The organism is Peterkaempfera podocarpi, assembly GCF_042466665.1.
GTDB lineage: Bacteria > Actinomycetota > Actinomycetes > Streptomycetales > Streptomycetaceae > Peterkaempfera > Peterkaempfera podocarpi.
In genome coordinates this window covers 3,134,870-3,153,649 of the sequence record NZ_CP162102.1, presented here as the reverse complement: position 1 = coordinate 3,153,649, position 18,780 = coordinate 3,134,870, and the positions used below count along the sequence as shown (strand labels likewise).

17 protein-coding genes, 5 tRNA genes and 2 pseudogenes are annotated in these 18,780 nt (G+C 71.9%); 15 read left to right on the top strand and 9 right to left on the bottom strand.

The genetic code is table 11. The annotated features are described in order from the left end of the window. Positions 1-21: 21 nt before the first annotated feature. The 4 genes and pseudogenes from AB0761_RS13735 to AB0761_RS13720 all read right to left on the bottom strand — a co-directional run bounded on the left by AB0761_RS13735 (position 22) and on the right by AB0761_RS13720 (position 5,077). Positions 22-624, bottom strand: coding sequence for an ATP/GTP-binding protein (locus AB0761_RS13735; RefSeq protein WP_377269264.1), 603 nt, complete (start codon positions 622-624; stop codon positions 22-24). Continuing rightward, positions 605-1,036, bottom strand: a complete 432-nt coding sequence (locus AB0761_RS13730) for a DUF742 domain-containing protein (RefSeq protein WP_377269263.1) — start codon at positions 1,034-1,036, stop codon at positions 605-607. Before AB0761_RS13730 ends, AB0761_RS13735 begins: the two co-directional genes overlap by 20 nt. A 98-nt stretch (positions 1,037-1,134) precedes the next feature. Beyond that, positions 1,135-1,548: a roadblock/LC7 domain-containing protein gene (locus AB0761_RS13725; protein ID WP_377274078.1), complete on the bottom strand. Its 414-nt coding sequence runs from the start codon at positions 1,546-1,548 to the stop codon at positions 1,135-1,137. Positions 1,549-1,559: 11 nt separating this feature from the next. Continuing rightward, positions 1,560-5,077, bottom strand: a pseudogene (locus tag AB0761_RS13720) (nitrate- and nitrite sensing domain-containing protein). Positions 5,078-5,686: 609 nt separating this feature from the next. Here AB0761_RS13720 and AB0761_RS13715 point away from each other — a divergent pair. From AB0761_RS13715 to AB0761_RS13680, 8 genes and pseudogenes are all read left to right on the top strand, one after another. Next, positions 5,687-5,869 (top strand): hypothetical protein, encoded by a 183-nt coding sequence (locus AB0761_RS13715; protein ID WP_377269262.1) that lies wholly within the window; start codon positions 5,687-5,689, stop codon positions 5,867-5,869. 284 nt (positions 5,870-6,153) lie between these two features. Next, positions 6,154-6,936: a fumarylacetoacetate hydrolase family protein gene (locus AB0761_RS13710; protein ID WP_377269261.1), complete on the top strand. Its 783-nt coding sequence runs from the start codon at positions 6,154-6,156 to the stop codon at positions 6,934-6,936. Continuing rightward, a pseudogene (gene gltX, locus AB0761_RS13705) lies at positions 6,929-8,445 on the top strand (glutamate--tRNA ligase). Before AB0761_RS13710 ends, gltX begins: the two are co-directional and overlap by 8 nt. Before the next feature lie 246 nt (positions 8,446-8,691). Then, positions 8,692-8,763, top strand: a tRNA-Gln gene (locus AB0761_RS13700). A 72-nt stretch (positions 8,764-8,835) separates the two neighbouring features. Further along, positions 8,836-8,908 (top strand) — tRNA-Glu (locus AB0761_RS13695). A gap of 49 nt (positions 8,909-8,957) precedes the next feature. After that, a tRNA-Glu gene (locus tag AB0761_RS13690) sits at positions 8,958-9,033 on the top strand. Positions 9,034-9,042: 9 nt separating this feature from the next. Then, positions 9,043-9,115 (top strand) — tRNA-Glu (locus AB0761_RS13685). A gap of 4 nt (positions 9,116-9,119) precedes the next feature. Then, a tRNA-Gln gene (locus AB0761_RS13680) sits at positions 9,120-9,191 on the top strand. Positions 9,192-9,327: 136 nt separating this feature from the next. Here AB0761_RS13680 and ndgR read toward each other — a convergent pair. Further along, positions 9,328-10,041, bottom strand: coding sequence for an IclR family transcriptional regulator NdgR (gene ndgR / locus AB0761_RS13675; RefSeq protein ID WP_055585585.1), 714 nt, complete (start codon positions 10,039-10,041; stop codon positions 9,328-9,330). Positions 10,042-10,203: 162 nt separating this feature from the next. On the opposite strand from ndgR, the gene leuC reads away from it, so the two are divergent. From leuC to AB0761_RS13655, 4 genes are all read left to right on the top strand, one after another. Continuing rightward, positions 10,204-11,625, top strand: coding sequence for a 3-isopropylmalate dehydratase large subunit (leuC, locus tag AB0761_RS13670; protein ID WP_377269259.1), 1,422 nt, complete (start codon positions 10,204-10,206; stop codon positions 11,623-11,625). A 5-nt stretch (positions 11,626-11,630) separates the two neighbouring features. After that, entirely contained in the window at positions 11,631-12,227 is a 597-nt protein-coding gene (gene leuD / locus AB0761_RS13665; protein ID WP_377269258.1) for a 3-isopropylmalate dehydratase small subunit, read from the top strand. A 93-nt stretch (positions 12,228-12,320) separates the two neighbouring features. Then, the gene (locus tag AB0761_RS13660) at positions 12,321-12,590 is read left to right on the top strand and encodes a hypothetical protein (protein ID WP_377269256.1); all 270 of its coding nucleotides are present in this window, start codon (positions 12,321-12,323) and stop codon (positions 12,588-12,590) included. 125 nt (positions 12,591-12,715) lie between these two features. Further along, positions 12,716-13,438 carry an HU family DNA-binding protein gene (locus tag AB0761_RS13655; RefSeq protein WP_377269254.1) on the top strand — a complete coding sequence of 241 codons (723 nt, stop codon included), beginning with the start codon at positions 12,716-12,718 and terminating at the stop codon, positions 13,436-13,438. A 94-nt stretch (positions 13,439-13,532) separates the two neighbouring features. On the opposite strand, the gene AB0761_RS13650 is transcribed toward AB0761_RS13655, so the two are convergent. Continuing rightward, complete coding sequence (locus tag AB0761_RS13650) at positions 13,533-13,751, bottom strand: hypothetical protein (protein WP_377269253.1); 219 nt, start codon at positions 13,749-13,751, stop codon at positions 13,533-13,535. 125 nt (positions 13,752-13,876) lie between these two features. After that, complete coding sequence (gene cofC / locus AB0761_RS13645) at positions 13,877-14,563, bottom strand: 2-phospho-L-lactate guanylyltransferase (RefSeq protein ID WP_377269252.1); 687 nt, start codon at positions 14,561-14,563, stop codon at positions 13,877-13,879. A gap of 249 nt (positions 14,564-14,812) precedes the next feature. Here cofC and AB0761_RS13640 point away from each other — a divergent pair, with 249 nt between their 5' ends. The 3 genes from AB0761_RS13640 to AB0761_RS13630 all read left to right on the top strand — a co-directional run bounded on the left by AB0761_RS13640 (position 14,813) and on the right by AB0761_RS13630 (position 17,905). After that, positions 14,813-15,652: a lysophospholipid acyltransferase family protein gene (locus AB0761_RS13640; protein WP_377269251.1), complete on the top strand. Its 840-nt coding sequence runs from the start codon at positions 14,813-14,815 to the stop codon at positions 15,650-15,652. Beyond that, the gene (locus AB0761_RS13635) at positions 15,649-16,647 is read left to right on the top strand and encodes an NAD(P)H-dependent glycerol-3-phosphate dehydrogenase (RefSeq protein WP_377269250.1); all 999 of its coding nucleotides are present in this window, start codon (positions 15,649-15,651) and stop codon (positions 16,645-16,647) included. The genes AB0761_RS13640 and AB0761_RS13635 overlap by 4 nt, the downstream gene beginning before the upstream one ends. Before the next feature lie 97 nt (positions 16,648-16,744). Next, complete coding sequence (locus AB0761_RS13630) at positions 16,745-17,905, top strand: D-alanine--D-alanine ligase family protein (RefSeq protein WP_377269249.1); 1,161 nt, start codon at positions 16,745-16,747, stop codon at positions 17,903-17,905. Positions 17,906-17,921: 16 nt separating this feature from the next. Here the strand turns inward: AB0761_RS13630 and AB0761_RS13625 are convergent, their stop codons facing one another. Then, complete coding sequence (locus tag AB0761_RS13625; RefSeq protein ID WP_377269248.1) at positions 17,922-18,446, bottom strand: DUF3515 family protein; 525 nt, start codon at positions 18,444-18,446, stop codon at positions 17,922-17,924. A gap of 20 nt (positions 18,447-18,466) precedes the next feature. Then, a complete protein-coding gene (locus AB0761_RS13620) occupies positions 18,467-18,700 on the bottom strand; it encodes an Lrp/AsnC family transcriptional regulator (protein WP_377269247.1) in 234 nt (77 codons plus the stop codon). Positions 18,701-18,780 lie beyond the last annotated feature (80 nt).

The following is an 18,780-nucleotide window of genomic DNA, read 5'->3' as shown; positions in this document are numbered from 1 at the left end:
GGGCCGCCCATCGCCGTCCCCTTACCTCAGCCTGGCGAGGAGGGCGTGCTCGACCAGTGTGATCAGCGCGGACTTGGCGCTGTCGCGGCGGCGGGCATCGGTGGTGATGATCGGGGTGTCGGGGCCGAGCTGCAGTGCCTCGCGGACCTCTTCGGGACTGTGCGGCTGGTGTCCGTCGAAGCCGTTGAGGGCGATGACGAACGGCAGACCGCTGTTCTCGAAGTAGTCGATTGCGGGGAAGCAGTCGGCGAGGCGGCGGGTGTCGACCAGGACGACGGCGCCGATGGCGCCGCGGACGAGGTCGTCCCACATGAACCAGAAGCGGTCCTGGCCGGGGGTGCCGAAGAGGTAGAGGATCAGGTCCTCGTCGAGGGTGATGCGGCCGAAGTCCATGGCCACCGTGGTGGTGGTCTTGCCCGCGGTGTGCGTGAGGTCGTCGATGCCCGCGGAGGCGGAGGTCATGACGGCCTCGGTGCGCAGCGGGTTGATCTCGGAGACCGCGCCGACGAGGGTGGTCTTGCCGACACCGAAGCCACCCGCCACGACGATCTTCGCGGAGGTGGTGGCGCGGGTCGCGGAGCCTCCGAAGCCCGAATCGGCGGGCCTAGAGCTTGCGAAGTCCACTGAGCACCCTTTCGAGCAGTGTCACATCGGGCTGTCCGCCGGCCTCGCCCGAGGCTGCGGCCGGCTGGTGGATGGCGACCAGGCCGGCTTCGGCGAGGTCGGCGACGAGGATGCGCGCCACACCCAGCGGCATGGCCAGCAGCGCCGAGATCTCCGCCACCGACTTGATCTCGCGGCAGAGGTGCACGATGCGCTGGTGCTCGGGGAGCAGGCCGCCCTGCCGGCCGGCTGCGGCGGTGGTGGAGATCAGCGCTTCGATTGCGAGCTGGTACCGGGGCCGCGTGCGGCCACCGGTCATCGCATAGGGGCGCACCAGTGGCTGCTGCTGCTCGTAGCCACCTGACTGCTGGTCACCGTAGCCACTGCCGTACCCGTGTCCATACGGGCCGGCTGTGCCGGGGGGCGGGGTCATGAATCCTCCTTGCGCTGCAGCGGATGACGGTCCGTGTCAGCGGGGTGGTTCTCCCGGCGGCGGGGCGGGACGGCCCCGCCGCCGGGTCTCTGAGGGGTTTAGTGCAGCAGGCTGCCCTGCAGTTCCGCACGCAGTGCCGGGGTGAGCACGTCACCGGCCCGGTCCACGAGCAGTGCCATCTCGTAGCCGACGAGGCCGATGTCCGAGTCGGGGGAGGCCAGCACCGCCAGCGAGGAGCCGTCGGAGACGGCCATCAGGAACAGGAAGCCCCGCTCCATCTCGACCACGGTCTGGTTGACACTGCCGCCCTCGAAGATCCGGGAGGCCCCGGACGTCAGCGAGGTCAGTCCGGAGGCCACCGCGGCGAGCTGGTCGGCCCGGTCGCGGGGGAAGCCGTCGGACATGGCAAGGAGGAGTCCGTCGGCGGAGACCACCACCGTGTGCGACACCCCGGGGGTGTTGTCCACGAAATTGGTGATCAACCAGTTCAGGTTGTTCGCCGCCTGGCTCAGCTGGCTCACTGTCAACGCTCCTGGTGGTCGGGCCCGAAGGCGCCGTTACCGAATGGGCCGGAACCGGTGTTCGGGTAGCCGCCGGGCCTGCTCTGCTGGCCGTCTGCGGCACCGGCACGGCGCCCCTGCTGGATACCGCGGCGCAGGTTGGTGAGCCGGCCGCGCACCTCCTCGGGGGCCCGGGAGACCTGGGGGCCTCCCAGCGGCGCCTGCTCCGCGGTGCCGGACACGAGGTTCGCCCGCGGGACCCGGCGAGGCAGGCCGGACGGGGTGATCCCGTCCGACGCGGGCTCGCGCACCTGCTCCGCACGCCTCCAGCGCTCGTCGTTGGCCGACGTGCGCCACGGCGCGTCGGCGGCCTCCTCGGCGAGGGGGCGCTGCGGTGCCCGGCTCGGAGCCGGTCGCGGTGTGTCGGCGGCCCGCTGCCGGGGGGCTGCGGCGGGACGCTGGGTGCCCTGGCCCTGGCCCTGGCCCTGGTCCTGGTAGTGGGGCTGGGGCTGGGGCTGCTGCGGGGCAGCCGGGCGCTCCTGGTTCACATGGACGGCGCGCATCCGGCCGGCCGCACCGGTGCGAACCAGTTGGACTCCATCGCCTCGAAGATCGGCGATCCACCGTCCCCGGCCGACTGCTGCACCGCCTCGGCGCTCATCGGACGGGTCAGCGGGTCCGACTCCGACGCCGGCGGCAGGGCCATGTGCTGTGCGGCGGGGACCCCGGGGCGCTCGCCCTGCGGTGCCTGCTGCGGGTAGCCCTGCTGCGGGTAGCCCTGCTGGGAGGGGACGGGCGCCGGCGGCTGCGGCGCCGGCGGCTGCGGGGCAGGCGGCACGGGGCCGATGCCCAGCGGGTCGCGCGGGTCGATGTCGGCCTCGTAGTGCGGCCGGGCGAACTGCACGGTGCTGTCCAGCGCGTCCGCGGGCGCCGCCGGGACCGGCCCGCCCTGGTGCGGGGCGAAGAGGTCGGCACGGCGCTCCGCGTCCTGCCGGGGCCGCTGCGGCCCGCGACCGCCGGCCTGCGGGCCCTGGGGGCCACGCGGGTCGGGACCGGGGGTGTGGTGCTGGGTGCGCTCCGAGCCCCACACGGAGTCGCCGGTCGGCAGCTCGGCGCTGGGCGCCGGCTGCTGCGGGCGCTGTGCGGGACCCTGCTGGCGGCGGCCGGAGTCGGATCCGGGACGGGAACCGCGACCGGGACCGGCCGGCGGCAGCGGGGCGGGCGCGCCACCGCGGGTCGGCAGACTGGACGGCGCCTGTCCGGGACCGCCCTGCCGGCCGGCACCGATCTGCGGACGGCCGCCCTGGCTGAGCGCCGCGGGGGCGTCCGTACCGGGCACCGCGCGCTGGCGCGGGGTCGGGCCGGTGGAGCGCTGCGGACCGCCGGCGCCGCGACCGCCGCCACGGCGGTCGGAGGCGTTGGTGACGTCCACGGGCAGCATGACCAGGGCCGTGGTGCCGCCGGAGTCGCTGGGGCGCAGCTGGATCCGGATGCCGTGGCGCAGGGACAGCCGACCGACCACGAAGAGGCCCATGCGGCGGGAGACCGAGACGTCCACGACCGGCGGGTTGGCCAGCCGCTCGTTGATGTCGGCCAGGTCGTCGGGGGAGAGGCCGATGCCGGTGTCGTGGATCTCCACCAGCACCCGGCCGTCCGGCAGCGCATGGCCGGTGACCCGCACGCGGGTCTGCGGGCTGGAGAAGGAGGTGGCGTTCTCCAGCAGCTCTGCGAGCAGGTGGACGAGGTCGTTGACGACGCGGCCGGCGACGTCCGCCGACGGCACCGAGGCCAGCTCGATGCGCTCGTACTGCTCCACCTCGGAGGCGGCGGCACGGAGCACGTCGACCAGCGGGACGGGGCGGGTCCAGCGGCGGCCCGGGTCCTCACCCGCGAGAACCAGGAGGTTCTCACCGTTACGGCGCATACGGGTCGCCAGGTGGTCCAGCTTGAAGAGGCTGGCGAGCTGGTCGGGGTCGGCCTCGCGGCTCTCCAGCTCGGAGATCAGCGACAGCTGACGCTGGATCAGGCCCTGGCTGCGGCGCGAGAGGTTGGTGAACATCGCGTTGATGTTGCCTCGGAGCAGCGCCTGCTCGGCGGCGAGCCGGACGGCCTCGCTGTGCACCATGTCGAACGCGTGGGCCACATGACCGATTTCGTCGGTGCTGTCCAGGCCCACTCGCTCCACGGTGACGTCCACATCCTGTGGGTCGGCCTCGGAGAGCGTCTTGACCAGCTCGGGCAGACGGCGCTCGGCGACGTCCTCGGCGGACTCCTGCAGTCGGGTCAGCGAGCGGACCATGGAGCGGGCCACCAGGGCCGCACCGGCGACCGCGACCAGCAGCACCAGGGCGATCAGCACACCGTTGACGATGGCGTCGGTCTGCGCCTGGGAGCGGAGGTTGGCGGCCTCGCCCTGCATCTCCTCCAGCAGCGTGGTCTCGATCTTGTGCATCGCACTGATCTTGGCGCTGGAGGTGTTGTACCACTGCAGGTACGACATGTTGGCGACCTGGCCGATACCGCCGGTCTGCAGCACCTGGTCCGAGATCCGGTCGGCGATCTTGATCTCCGCGTTGAACTGCAGCGGAGCGAGCTGGGCTCGGGCCTTGCTGGTGCCGTAGATCGCGGTGAAGGTGTTGATCGAGCTGGTGACGCTGCTGCTCAGCGAGGCGCCGAAGGTCTCGTCGCTGCTGCTCAGGTGGGGCTTGGCCTGGGCGAAACCGGCGCTGATCAGCGCCCGCTGCATGGAGACGTCCTCCTTGGCGAGGGAGAACTGCTCCAGCGCACGGGTGGACTCGATCAGCTGCGGGTTGCTGGAGCTGAGCGCCATGTCCTGGGAGATGGCGATCAGGCTCTTGATCACCGCGTCGTACCCGGTGATGGTGGACTGCAGGTTGTCCTGCTGCTTGTAGGCCGTGTCACGCAGGGTGGCCAGGGTGTTGGCATCGGACTGGATCTGGGTCAGCAGCGCGTTGGCGCCGGGCAGGTCCAGCTGCTCGAAGTCCGATGCGGAGGTCATGTACGACCGGTAGAGCGAGTCGCTCTCCTTGCGCGCCTGCAACACGTCGTCATCGTTGCGGTGGCCCTCGATGAACGGGCCGGCGCTGATGTCGCGCTCGGTCTGGATCGCGTCGGCGGCTGCGGTGGCCTTGCTGGCGAGGGTCGCCAGCCCGGCCATCTGGTCCAGGTCGCGGGCGTTCTGCAGCGATGTCTGGATACGCAGTCCACCGAGGACCAGAGCGGCGATCACGGGCAGCGTCAGCAGCGCGATCAGTCTGGTCCGGATCCGCCAGTTGCGCAGCGCGAAACGGCGCAGGCCGGTGGCCTTGCGCCGGGCGTTCGCGCGATCGAGGCGGGCTCGGGTTCGCGCCCGGCGGCTCTGCTCTCCGCCGTCCCCGTCAGGTGCTGTGTCGGCGGCTGTTCCACGCGCGCCCGGGGCTCCCGGAGCGGCCTTGGGGCCTGCCTGCTGGGAGGCGGTGGCGGGCTCGCGCTCCTCCGGGTCGCCCGCGGCGCCGCCACCCCTCTTGAAACGTCCCTGCACTAGCGTCGCAACCTCTGGACCAGGCGTCCCCCGCGCTGCCGCGGCGGGACGGTGTCGAGTTCGAATCCGCAACCCCGGATCGTCCGGGTCTGCCCGGAGCCGCCGTATCGGCCCCTGCGCTGCTCAGCGCTCCGGAGGGTTCGCCTCCGGCGGTCCGTGGAATTCCAGCACAGCGGGGGATCTCCAACAAGGGGCGACGCTGCGTGTTCGAGGTGACTACGCATCGCACACCATTCTTCACAGAGTGTGCGACGGGGCCGCTGGAATACCGCATCTTTCGGACACGCGGCTGTAGGAGCTTATGCGACCTGCGTGACATGGCTCGGGTGATATGTCCGATCTATCGCGCTTGCCGGAAAATCAAAGCGTGATCGAATGCCCGAAATGTCGCTTTGGGTAATCAAATTGTGACCAAAATCACAGCCTGCTGTGTAGCCTCGCTCACGGCGGCTGTGGAAAGAGCTCTCTACTCTGGCCACGTGCAGGGACCTGTGGAACAGGGGCGGTGCCGGTTGCAGGTGGCACCTCCCGAGTACTGCCCCGTTCGACGGGCCCTGACACCCGAAGAACCCTGCCGGATCCATGACAAGGTTGGTATCACGCGTGCCCATGAAGACGACGATGAGCTTCCGCCCGACGGCCAACCCGCGCCGTACCACGCTGGCGTCGGTCGAGGGCTTCGAGGTGCTGCCGGCCCAGGCCGTCGACGAGCCCGAGGTGCAGGCGCTGCCCGCGAGCACCGCGAACCCCCGCCGCACCATCCTGATGCAGGTGCCCGGCCGGGAGTCCTGACCGGCGCCACCCGTGCGGCAGCGCCCGTACGGCGCCACCCGGACGGGCCCGTCCGAACAGCGCGCCCAGGGGGCGCCGCGGACCGCCTCACGGCGGCTGCGGCGCCCCTTGCGCCTGTCCGGGCGCCGCGGACCGCCTCACGGCGGCTGCGGCGCCCCTTGCGCCTGTCCGGGCGCCGCGCACCCCGGCTCGCCTGTCCGCTATATATGGGCGCGCTGCGGCCGGGGAGGCCGCGATAGCCTGGGAGGACGATCAGCCGTCGAACCCGAGGAGCCCGGCAAACCGTGCGCATCGCCCGATTCTCCATCGACGGGAATGTCTCCTTCGGCGTGGTCGAGGGGGAGGCCGAACGGCCTGACTCCCTCGTCGTGCACGCCCTGGCCGGCCACCCCTTCGGCCCCCCGCAGCCGACCGGCGAGACCCATCGGCTCGCCGACGTCCGGCTGCTCACCCCGATGCTGCCCAGCAAGATCGTGGCGGTGGGCCGGAACTACGCAGCCCACGCCGCCGAGCTGGGCAATGCGGTGCCCGATGTCCCGTTGACCTTCTTCAAGCCCTCCACCGCGGTGATCGGTCCCACCGAGTCCATCGCCTACCCGCCCTTCTCCGCGGACGTCCAGTACGAGGCGGAGCTGGCCGTGGTCATCGGTCGGATGTGCCGGGAGGTCCCGGCCGAGCGGGTGCCCGAAGTGGTCTTCGGCTACACCTGTGCCAACGACGTCACCGCCCGCGATGTGCAGCAGCGCGAGGGCCAGTGGGCCAGGGCCAAGGGTTTTGACACCTCCTGCCCGCTGGGGCCGTGGATCGAGACCGATCTCGACCCCGCCGACCTCGCGGTGACCTGCACCGTCAACGGCGAGCTCAGGCAGGCCGGCCGCACCTCCCAGATGGTCCGCTCGGTGGCGGACCTCATCGTCCACATCTCCGAGGCGATGACGCTGCTTCCCGGCGACATCATCCTCACCGGCACCCCCTCGGGCGTCGGACCCCTGAACGTCGGCGACGAGGTCGCCGTCTCCATCGAAGGCATCGGCACTCTCGCCAACAAGGTGATCAAGCGTGGTTAACACCCCCTCGGACACGGACACCCCGGTCCGGGTCCGCTTCTGCCCCTCCCCGACCGGCAACCCGCATGTCGGCCTGGTCCGCACCGCCCTGTTCAACTGGGCCTTCGCCCGGCACCACGGCGGCACCCTGGTCTTCCGGATCGAGGACACGGACGCGGCCCGCGACTCCGAGGAGTCGTACCGCAGCTGCTGGAGGCCATGCGCTGGCTCGGCTTCGACTGGGACGAGGGCCCGGAGGTCGGCGGCCCGCACGAGCCGTACCGGCAGTCCCAGCGGATGGACATCTACGCGGACGTCGCCCGCAGGCTGCACGAGACCGGGCACGCCTACGAGTGCTTCTGCACCACCGAGGAGCTGGACGCCCGCCGCGACGCGGCCCGCGCCGCCGGCCGCCCGTCCGGCTACGACGGCCACTGCCGCGACCTCACCGCCGAGCAGCAGGCCGCCTACCGGGCCGAGGGCCGGGAGCCGATCCTGCGCTTCCGGATGCCGGACACCACCATCACCTTCCACGACCTGGTGCGCGGCGAGCTGTCCTTCGAGCCGGAGCACGTGCCCGACTACGGCATCGTGCGCGCCAACGGTGCCCCGCTGTACACCCTGGTCAACCCGGTCGACGACGCACTGATGGGCATCACCCATGTGCTGCGCGGCGAGGACCTGCTCTCCTCGACGCCCCGTCAGATCGCGCTCTACGCGGCGCTCGGCGAGATCGGCGTCGGCAGCGGCACCGCCCCGCACTTCGGCCATCTGCCGTATGTCATGGGGGAGGGCAACAAGAAGCTCTCCAAGCGCGACCCGCAGGCCTCGCTCAACCTCTACCGCGAGCGCGGCTTCCTGCCCGAGGGACTGCTCAACTACCTTGCCCTGCTGGGCTGGTCGCTCGCCGAGGACCGCGACCTGTTCTCCATGGAGGAGATGGTCGCCGCCTTCGACATCGCCAAGGTCAACGCCAACCCGGCGCGCTTCGACCTGAAGAAGGCCGAGGCCATCAACGCCCACCATCTGCGCGAGCTCCCGGCGGAGGAGTTCACCCGCCGCCTGGTGCCGTTCCTGCAGTCCGCGGGGCTGCTGCCCGCCGAGCCGGCCGACGCCCAGCTCGAACTGCTGCGCAGCGCCGCGCCGCTGACCCAGGAGCGGATGACGGTGCTGGGCGAGGTGGTGGGGATGCTGGGCTTCCTCTTCGCCTCCCCGGTGGACTTCACCGTCGACCCCGCGGACGCGGAGAAGGTGCTCACCGCCGATGCCCGCCCGGTGCTGGAGGACGGCATCAAGGCTCTGGAGGCGCTGGCGGACTTCACCCCGGAGCCGATCCAGGCCGCGCTGCGCGAGGCGCTGGTGGAGGGCCTGGGGATCAAGCCCAAGTTCGCCTTCACCCCGCTGCGGGTCGCCGTGACCGGGCGCCGGGTCTCCCCGCCGCTCTTCGAGTCGATGGAGCTGCTGGGCCGCGAGGAGACACTGCGCCGGATGCGGGCCGCTCTGGACCTCGTTCCGGCCCAGGCGGGCTGACCTGCGGGCGGCCGACACGCCGCCCCGCATCCCTGGCAGGGCCCGCCCGGCAACCGGGCGGGCCCTGCTGCTCCGCAGCGGCAGTGGCGCCCCGCCGGCCGCCGCAGCAGGTCATCGGGACGAATCGATTTGGGAGCCGCGCAAGGCATCGGGTAATGTTCTTTCTGCGCCGCCCGGGAAGGCCCGAAAGGGACAGACCAGCAGGGGGCGCAAGCCAAGCGAAGCCCCTTGCAGGGGGCGGAGCAATGGGGTATGGGGTAATTGGCAGCCCGACGGATTCTGGCTCCGTTAGTCTAGGTTCGAGTCCTGGTACCCCAGCGAGAGTTCTCGCTGGCCACGGCCCTCCGATCTTCGGAGGGCCGGGCCATGGGAGCTCCACCTCAAGATCAAGCCCCCGTTGTGTAGCGGCCTAGCACGCTGCCCTCTCAAGGCAGTAGCGCCGGTTCGAATCCGGTCGGGGGTACGCTTGAAACTTCCGCTCCGGTCCGTCCGGAGCGGGGGACCTGGTTCCCGCCCCCGTTGTGTAGCGGCCTAGCACGCTGCCCTCTCAAGGCAGTAGCGCCGGTTCGAATCCGGTCGGGGGTACCAACCAGGCCCGCCCCCGTTGTGTAGCGGCCTAGCACGCTGCCCTCTCAAGGCAGTAGCGCCGGTTCGAATCCGGTCGGGGGTACTGATGGGGTATGGGGTAATTGGCAGCCCGACGGATTCTGGCTCCGTTAGTCTAGGTTCGAGTCCTGGTACCCCAGCGAGAGTTCTTCGCTGGTCCTGAGCGTAAGGCCCCCGGCAGCAGCCGGGGGCCTTCGCGTGTTCCCGTACGGCTGTGCCGCCACGGGGCGGGCCCTGGTACCCGCAGTGGCGGGCACCAGGGCCGGGGGCTTGCGGTCAGCCGCGGCGCAGCGCGTCGGTGAGCCGGTTGGCGGCCTCGATGATGGCCTGGGCGTGGAGCCGGCCGGGGTGCCTGGTCAGGCGCTCGATGGGGCCGGAGACGGAGACGGCCGCCACCACGCGGTTGGACGGGCCGCGTACGGGCGCGGAGACCGACGCCACGCCCGGCTCCCGCTCGCCGATGGACTGGGCCCAGCCGCGGCGGCGTACACCGGAGAGGGCGGTGGCGGTGAAGCGGGCGCCCTGGAGGCCGCGGTGGAGCCGCTCGGGCTCCTCCCAGGCCAGCAGTACCTGGGCGGCCGAACCGGCCTTCATCGGCAGGGTGGAGCCCACCGGAACGGTGTCCCGCAGGCCGGAGAGCCGCTCGGCGGCCGCCACGCAGATGCGCATGTCGCCCTGCCGGCGATAGAGCTGCGCGCTCTCGCCGGTGACATCGCGCAGATGCGTGAGCACCGGGCCGGCCGTGGCCAGCAGGCGGTCCTCGCCGGCGGCCGCGGCCAGCTCGGCGAGCCGCGGGCCGAGGATGAAGCGCCCCTGCATGTCCCGGGTGACCAGGCGGTGGTGCTCGAGTGCTACCGCCAGGCGGTGCGCAGTGGGTCGTGCCAGTCCGGTGGCGGCGACGAGTCCGGCCAGGGTTGCAGGGCCCGACTCCAGAGCGCTCAGCACCAGAGCGGCCTTGTCGAGAACGCCGACGCCGCTAGAGTTGTCCATGCCCTGATATTGCAGTCTCAGATCGCGAGACGCAAGTTCAATCTTCCGGGATCTCGGTCACTCTTGGAGGAGCAGCTCGGAAACCGCCCGCCAACAGGCAGGGCGCTGGGGCGGCTACGCCACACGAACAGGCCGGCAGTGCGGCCGGTCGGAGGGAAAGCGATGGGACGGACACTCGCGGAGAAGGTCTGGGACGACCACGTCGTCCGGCGCGCCGATGGCGAGCCCGACCTCCTCTTCATCGATCTGCACCTGCTGCACGAGGTGACCAGCCCGCAGGCCTTCGACGGCCTCCGGCTGGCCGGGCGCACGGTCCGCCGGACCGATCTCACGATCGCGACCGAGGACCACAACACGCCCACCCTCGACATCGACAAGCCCATCGCCGACCCGGTGTCCCGCACGCAGCTGGAGACGCTGCGCCGCAACGCCGAGGAGTTCGGCGTCCGCATCCACTCGCTCGGGGACGTCGAGCAGGGCGTGGTCCACGTGGTCGGCCCGCAGCTGGGTCTGACCCAGCCCGGCACCACGGTGGTCTGCGGCGACAGCCACACCTCGACCCACGGTGCCTTCGGGGCGCTGGCCTTCGGCATCGGCACCAGCCAGGTCGAGCATGTGCTGGCCACCCAGACGCTGCCGCTGGCCCCCTTCCGGACCATGGCGATCACCGTCGAGGGTGAACTGCCCGAGGGCGTCACCGCCAAGGACCTCATCCTGGCCATCATCGCCCGGATCGGCACCGGCGGCGGCCAGGGCTACGTCATCGAGTACCGCGGCTCGGCCATCCGCAACCTCTCGATGGAAGCGCGGATGACCATCTGCAACATGTCCATCGAGGCGGGCGCGAGGGCGGGCATGATCGCCCCCGACGACACCACCTTCGCCTACCTGGAGGGCCGCCCGCACGCCCCCGCCGGCGAGGACTGGGACGCCGCCGTGGAGTACTGGCGGACCCTCGCCACCGACGAGGACGCGGTCTTCGACCACGAGGTCTACATCGACGCGGCCGAGCTGACCCCGTTCGTCACCTGGGGCACCAACCCCGGTCAGGGCGCCCCGCTGGGCTCCGCGGTACCGGACCCGGCCTCCTTCGCCGACCCCTCCGAGCGCACTGCCGCGGAGAACGCCCTGAAGTACATGGGCCTCACCGCCGGCACCCCGCTGCGTGAGGTCCCGGTGGACGCCGTCTTCGTCGGCTCCTGCACCAACGGCCGGATCGAGGACCTGCGCGCCGCCGCCGCCATCCTGGACGGCCGCAAAGTCGCCGACGGCGTACGGATGCTGGTCGTCCCCGGCTCGGTGCGGGTCGCCCTGCAGGCCGTCGAGGAGGGCCTGGACAAGGTCTTCACCGCGGCCGGCGCCGAGTGGCGGCACGCGGGCTGCTCGATGTGCCTCGGTATGAACCCGGACCAGCTGGCTCCGGGCGAGCGCTGCGCCTCCACCTCCAACCGCAACTTCGAGGGGCGGCAGGGCAAGGGCGGCCGCACCCACCTGGTCTCGCCGCAGGTGGCCGCCGCCACCGCCGTCCTGGGCCACCTGGCCGCACCGGCAGACCTGAACGACCGCACCTTTGTGGAGGCCTGAGCCCGATGGAGAAGTTCACCGCCCACACCGGCCGGGCCGTCCCGCTGCGCCGCAGCAACGTCGACACCGACCAGATCATCCCCGCGCACTGGCTGAAGAAGGTCACCCGCAACGGCTTTGAGGACGGCCTCTTCGAGGCCTGGCGCAAGGACCCGGAGTTCGTGCTCAACCGCCCCGAGCGGGAGGGCGCCTCGGTCCTGGTGGCCGGTCCGGAGTTCGGCACCGGCTCCTCCCGCGAGCACGCCGTCTGGGCCCTGCAGAACTACGGCTTCAAGGCCGTGATCTCCTCCCGCTTCGCCGACATCTTCCGCGGCAACTCGCTGAAGAACGGGCTGCTGACGGTGATCCTGCCGCAGCAGACCGTGGAGCGGCTGCAGGAGCTGGTGGAGGCCGACCCGGCCGCGGAGATCACCGTCGACCTGGAGGCCCGGCAGGTCCGCGCCGAGGGCATCACCGCCGACTTCGAGCTGGACGAGAACGTCCGCTGGCGGCTGCTGAACGGCCTGGACGACATCAGCCTCACCCTGCAGCACGAGGACGACATCGCGGCCTTCGAGGCCGCCCGCCCGTCCTTCAAACCGCGTACTCTGCCGGTCGCCTGATCGCAGAACCCGCACGGCAGACGGCCCGCTGCTCCGCTCCGGCGGAGCAGCGGGCCGTCTGCCGTTCCGGCTGCAGGCTGGCACAATCGAGCCATGGACCGGCGCCGTGAACCCCCAAGCGAGGGCGGCGAGAGCGGCCCTCAGGAGGCCGCGCTCTACGCCGTCGTGGCCGAGCGGTTGAAGCAGGCACACGCCCGGGTGCGTGCGCTGAACGTGTCCGATGAGCACAGGGTCGTACTGGTGCGACGACTGCTTGCCGTCACGGAGTCGGCGAAGCGGGATCTCCCGGCCGCAGCGCGGAGGTTGAGGCGCATCGTGGCGGATCTGGAAGCCGGGCGGCTGCCCCCGCCGCCGGGTCGCTGATGTACAAATCCATTGCGACACTAGGGTGATTCGCCCGTTTGGTAATTGCCAGACCGTATATAGATGCCTAACGTGCGAATTGCGCTGGTGGATTCATCGGCGTGCCGGTTTCCGAAGGGGAAGACGTGAACAAGGCACAGCTTGTCGAAGCGGTGGCCGAGCAGCTCGGTGGTCGTAGGGCCGCCGCCGAGGCAGTGGATGCTGTGCTCGACACCATCGTCCGAGCCGTGGTGGCAGGCGACCGGGTCTCGGTCACCGGCTTCGGCACTTTCGAGAAGGTGGACCGCTCCGCGCGGTTCGCCCGCAACCCGCAGACCGGTGAGAAGGTCAAGGTCAAGAAGACCTCCGTCCCCCGGTTCCGCCCCGGTCAGGGATTCAAGGACCTGGTGAGCGGCAGCAAGAAACTGCCCAAGGAAGGCCCTTCGGTGAAGAAGGCGCCCAAGGGCTCCCTCACCCCGGGCAAGGCCGGGACCACCGCCGCGGTGAAGCGTGCGGCCGCCAAGCGGACCGCCGCCGCAGCCGGTGCTGCGGAGGCACCGGCCGCCGCCCGCCCGGTGAAGCGCGCCGCGGCCAAGAAGGCCGCTCCCGCGGCTGCCGCAGCGAAGAAGACCACCGCGACGCCCACGAAGAAGGCCACCGCGGCGAAGAAGACCGCCGTCAAGAAGGCCGCCGCCGCGGCGAAGAAGACCACCTCGGCCGCCAAGAAGACCGCTGCGGCGGCGAAGAAGACCGTCGCCAAGAAGACCACGGCGAAGAAGACCGCACCCGCGGCCAAGAAGACCTCCTCCGCCCGCAAGAGCGCCGCACGCAAGGCGGTCACCCGCAAGGTCGCGGCGTCATCCGGCTGACCGCCGTCACCCGCCGCGTCCCGACAGAAGCCGCAGGCCCGTTCCGGAATCCCGGACGCCTGCGGCTTCGCCATGTGCGCCCCGGGTGCGCGGCTCAGACCCCGGGGTCGGGAAAGGTCTGCAGAGTGAGGAAGACCACCCGCCGGGCCGCCCCCTCGCCCTCGGTGCGGATGCGCACCCGCTGACCGGGGCGCAGCAGCCGCAGGCCTCCGGCGTCGAAGGCCGCCGCGTCGAACGGCACCGGCGTCCCGTCGTCGAGCAGCACCGAACCGGACCGGGTGTCGGGCGAGTACGTGAAAGCCGTGGCCTGCATGCGCCCAGCCTAGGCCGTACCCGGCGGGTCGCGGCACCGGCCTCGTCCCACCGAAGAGGTGCGGCGGCCCGCGCCCGCGAACGGCGTCCGGCCGTACGCGGCCGCCGACTTCACCGCACGGGGCCCTAACCGTCCAGCGCCGCCAGCGACCCGGCGACCGCGGCGGTGTGCCGTCCCACGCCCAGGGCCAGCGCCTCGGCCAGGTCCTCGCCGGTGTCCACGTCCCGCCGCAGCGACGGAAGGTCCGCAGCGGCGATCTCCCGTGCGCCGGAAGCCCGGTGGCGCTGCCGCGAGGCACCTCCGAAAGCAGGAGCCAGGACCACACCCGGGGCCGCCGCCAGCAGCGTGGTCCCCACGCCGGGGGTGTCCGGGACGAACGCCCGGCCACCGAGCGGCACCCGCGCCAGCGCCCGGGCCAGCTCCGGTGTGCGCAGCGCCGGCAGATCGGCGGACAGCGCGGCCACCGGGGCGACCGGATGCAGCGCCCGGGCCGCCTTCGCGCCGTGGACCAGCGCCGCGTTGAGCCCGCGGGCCGGCTGGTCCGGCACCACCAGGGCGCCGGCGGCGGACAGCGCCGCCCCGGCCAGGGGGTCGTCGGTCACCACCAGTACCCGGGCGACCGCAGGGCAGGAGAGCGCCGCCGCCACCGTGTCCCGGGCGAAGGCCAGCGCCAGTTCGCCGCGCAGTTCCCCGGCGTAGGCGCCGAGCCGGCTCTTGGCGGTCGCCAGCGGCTTCAGCGGCAGCACCAGGGCCCAGTCGGCGGGGGGAACGCAGCCGGTCGTGGCGGAGGGGCGTACGGTGTCCTGGTTCATCGGCGCCATTCTGGTACCGCCGGGCGGTCGTGTGACCCGGCCGAGGGTCCTCGGGACGTGCGTTTCGTCACGTGCACCCGGTCGTGGGCGGCGGTTTCTCGACAGTCGGCGAAGCAGCGGGACACACTTGTCCGGCCGCCGCCACCAGGCCGGTGAAGGTTTCCTCCCAGGCCGAATTCGGGCAGATCGGGGGAACGGCACAGCGATCCGCGGCCCGCAGGGGGCCGCGCCGGCAGAGGAGGACCTGGGGTGGCCCGCCGCTCTAACGCCCAATACGGCTTCTGGTACCGCTTGGTGGCTGCGATCGCGAAGCCCCCGCTCACCGTGCTGGTGAAGCGGGAGTGGAGCGGCTGGGAGCACATGCCGGCCGAAGGCGGCTTCATCACGGCCGTCAACCACATCTCGTACCTCGACCCGCTGACGTATGCGCACTACCAGTACAACAGCGGCCGCCCGCCGCGGTTCCTCGCCAAGTCGGGACTGTTTGCGATCCCGGTGGTGAGCCTGCTGCTGCGCAACACCGGCCAGATCCCGGTCTTCCGTGAGTCCACCGACGCCGCGCACGCCTTCCGGGCGGCGGTGGCGGCGGTCGACAAGGGCGAGTGCGTCGCCGTCTACCCCGAGGGCACCCTCACCCGTGACCCCGACATGTGGCCGATGACCGGCAAGAGCGGCGCGGCCCGGATCGCCCTGATGACCGGGGCGCCGGTGATCCCGGTGGCCCAGTGGGGCGCCCAGGAGATCGTGCCGCCGTACGCCGAGGGCGGCCGCGGGCGGCGGCGTTTCCGCCCCTTCCCGCGGCACCGGGTGACCGTGGTCGCCGGGCCGCCCGTGGACCTGTCCAGGCACCAGGGCAAGGAGCTCACCGCGGAGGTGCTGCGCGACGCCACCGAGGACATCATGGCGGCCATCACCGCGCTGCTCGCGGAGATCCGCGGGGAGAAGGCCCCTGAGGTCCGTTTCGACCTGCGGCGCAGCGCCCGGCAGCGGCGCGCCGAGCGGGCCGCCGAGGCGGAGGCGGCCCGTCCCGCGGCGCGGAAGCCCGTCGAGGCGGAGGCCGGCGACGCCGCCGAGGAGACCGCCAAGTGACACGTTGCGCGGTGTTCGGCAGTGGTTCCTGGGGCACCGCCTTCGCCATGGTGCTGGCCGACGCCGGGTGCGAGGTCACCCTCTGGGGCCGTCGTCCGGAGCTTGCCGAGGCGGTCAACCGCACCCGGATCAACGCGGACTACCTGCCGGGAGTGGAGCTGCCGGCCGGGGTCACGGCCACCACCGACCCCGCGGCCGCGGCGGACGGCGCCGCCTTCGCGGTGCTGGCGGTGCCCTCGCAGACGCTGCGCGGCAACCTGGCGGCCTGGACGCCCCTGCTGGCGCCGGACACCGTGCTGGTCAGCCTGATGAAGGGGATCGAGCTCGGCACCGCGATGCGGATGAGCGAGGTGATCGCCGAGGTCTCGGCGGCCGACCCGGCGCGCGTCGCCGTGGTCAGCGGGCCCAACCTGGCACCGGAGATCGCCAACCGGCAGCCGGCCGCCAGCGTGGTGGCCTGCGCCGACGAGGAGGTCGCCAGGCGCCTCCAGTCCGCCTGCCACACCGGCTACTTCCGCCCGTACACCAACACCGATGTGGTCGGCTGCGAGCTCGGCGGTGCGGTGAAGAACGTCATCGCCCTCGCCGTGGGCATGGCCGAGGGCATGGGGCTCGGGGACAACACCAAGGCGTCGCTGATCACCCGGGGCCTGGCCGAGACCACCCGGCTGGGGCTGGCGATGGGCGCCGACCCGCACACCTTCGCGGGCCTCGCCGGAATGGGCGACCTGGTCGCCACCTGCTCCTCGCCGCTCTCCCGCAACCACACCTTCGGCATCAACCTGGGCCGCGGGATGACGCTGGAGGAGACCGTCGCCGCGACCAGCCAGACGGCCGAGGGCGTCAAGTCCTGCGAGTCGGTGCTCGACCTGGCGGGCCGCTTCGGGGTGGAGATGCCGATCACCGAGGCGGTGGTGGACGTGGTCCACAACGGCAAGCCGACCCGGCTGGTGCTCAAGGAGCTGATGGCCCGCTCGGCCAAGGCCGAGCGCTGAGACACGCCGAGCGGAGGGGCCGAACGGCTGCCACCCCGGCTGCCCGGTCGTACGCCCGCACGACAGCCACCAGGCCGCACGGTAGTCTCGGCCCGATATGAGCTACGAACCGACCTCCCCGAACCTTCCGGAGGGCCGCACCTCCGGGCGCAAGCCCCGTGTCGCCATCGTCTTCGGCGGCCGCAGCTCCGAGCATGCGATCTCGGTGTCGACCGCCGGAAGCGTGCTGCGCGCCATCGACCGGACGCTCTACGACGTCCTGCCGATCGGTATCACCCATGACGGCCGCTGGGCCCTGACCAGCGACGAGTCGTCCAGGATGGCCATCACCGACGGCCGGCTGCCCAGCGTGGAGCAGGTCGCCGAGTCGGCCGAGGGGCAGGTGGTCCTGCCGGTCAGCTCCGCCTCCCGGGAGGTCGTCTGGAGCGAGCCGGGCGCCGTCCCCAAGGCACTGGGCGAGGTCGACGTGGTGCTGCCGCTGCTGCACGGCCCGTGGGGCGAGGACGGCACCCTGCAGGGCCTGCTGGAGCTCTCCGGCGTCCCCTATGTGGGCTCCGGGGTGCTGGCCAGCGCGGTCGGCATGGACAAGGAGTACACCAAGCGGGTGCTCACCTCCTTCGGGCTCGCGGTGGGCCCGTACACCGTGGTGCGCCCCCGTGACTGGGAGACCGAGGCAGGCCGTGCCGCCGCCCGGGAGCGGATCGCCGAGCTTCAGCTGCCGGTGTTTGTGAAGCCCTGCCGGGCCGGTTCCAGCATGGGCATCACCAAGGTCAAGGACCTGGAGCAGCTGGACGCCGCGATCGAGGAGGCACGCCGCCACGACCCCAAGGTGATCGTGGAGGAGGGGCTGCGCGGCCGCGAGATCGAGTGCGGGGTGCTGGAGTTCGAGGACGGCCCCAGGGCCAGCCTGCCCTCCGAGATCAAGGTCGACGGCGACTTCGAGTTCTACGACTTTGAAGCCAAGTACATCGACTCCTCCGAGGTGGAGATCCCGGCCCGGCTGAGCGGGGACGAGACCGCCGAGCTGCAGCAGCTGGCCGTGCGCGCCTTCGAGGCGCTCGGCTGCGAGGGCCTGGCGCGGGTCGACTTCTTCCTGCTGGACGACGGCGGCTGGGTGGTCAACGAGATCAACACCATGCCCGGCTTCACCCCCATCTCGGCCTACCCCAAGATGTGGGAGGCCACCGGGGTGCCCTATCCCGAGCTGATCGACCGGCTGCTCAAGGCGGCGCTGAGCCGCTCCACCGGGCTGCGCTGACGCCGCCCGGCGGAGGTCACTGGGTGAAGCGGGAGGGATCGGTCCTCGCCACCGCGTCGGATATGCCGGGCAGCACATCCGACGCATGGGGGTACGCCCCGGCGGGGACCGTGACCTCCACGGTGGCGCGCCGCTCGATGGTGGTGAAGCGGTAGCCGCCGTCGTCCAGGCTCTCGGTCAGCCAGTCCACCCCGTTGACCGTGCCGCCCTGCTGCGAGGCGTCCGGGTGCTCCAGCGCGGCGGGCACCGGACCGCCGCAGCTCAGCACGGTACGCGGATCACTGGCCCAGGCCGCGGTGAAGGGGGAAGCGGGCTGCGGGTCGCGGCGTGCGGTGCCCTGCAGCGAGTGCGGCAGCGCCCGGTCCAGCGCCCGGCACACGGCGGCGCCCCGGGCGTCCGGCACAGGGGGCTCCACCCGGGGGTCGGAGCGCCACCACAGGAAGCCCGCCACCAGCAGCGCGCAGAGCAGAGCCGTGAGCAGCAGCATCCGGCGGGGCATGGCACCGCCGGTGAGCGGCCGGGGCCGGGCGAATACGGTCACCGACCGATCATAGGAGGGCCCTACAGATGGACCACCGGGCAGGTCAGGGTCCTGGTGATCCCCTCCACCTGCTGGATCCGGGCGACCACCAGTCGGCCCAGCTCGTCCACGGTCTCGGCCTGCGCCCGCACGATCACGTCATAGGGGCCGGTGACGTCTTCGGCCTGGATCACCCCGGGGATGTCCGAGATGGCCCCGGCCACAGCGGAGGCCTTGCCGACCTCTGTCTGGATCAGGATGTATGCCTGCACCACGGGGGGACCTCCCGGCGGCTCGGTGTGGAGATCGTCTCATCGTCCGACGCCACGCTACCGTGCGGCGCGGCCCCGCGGGG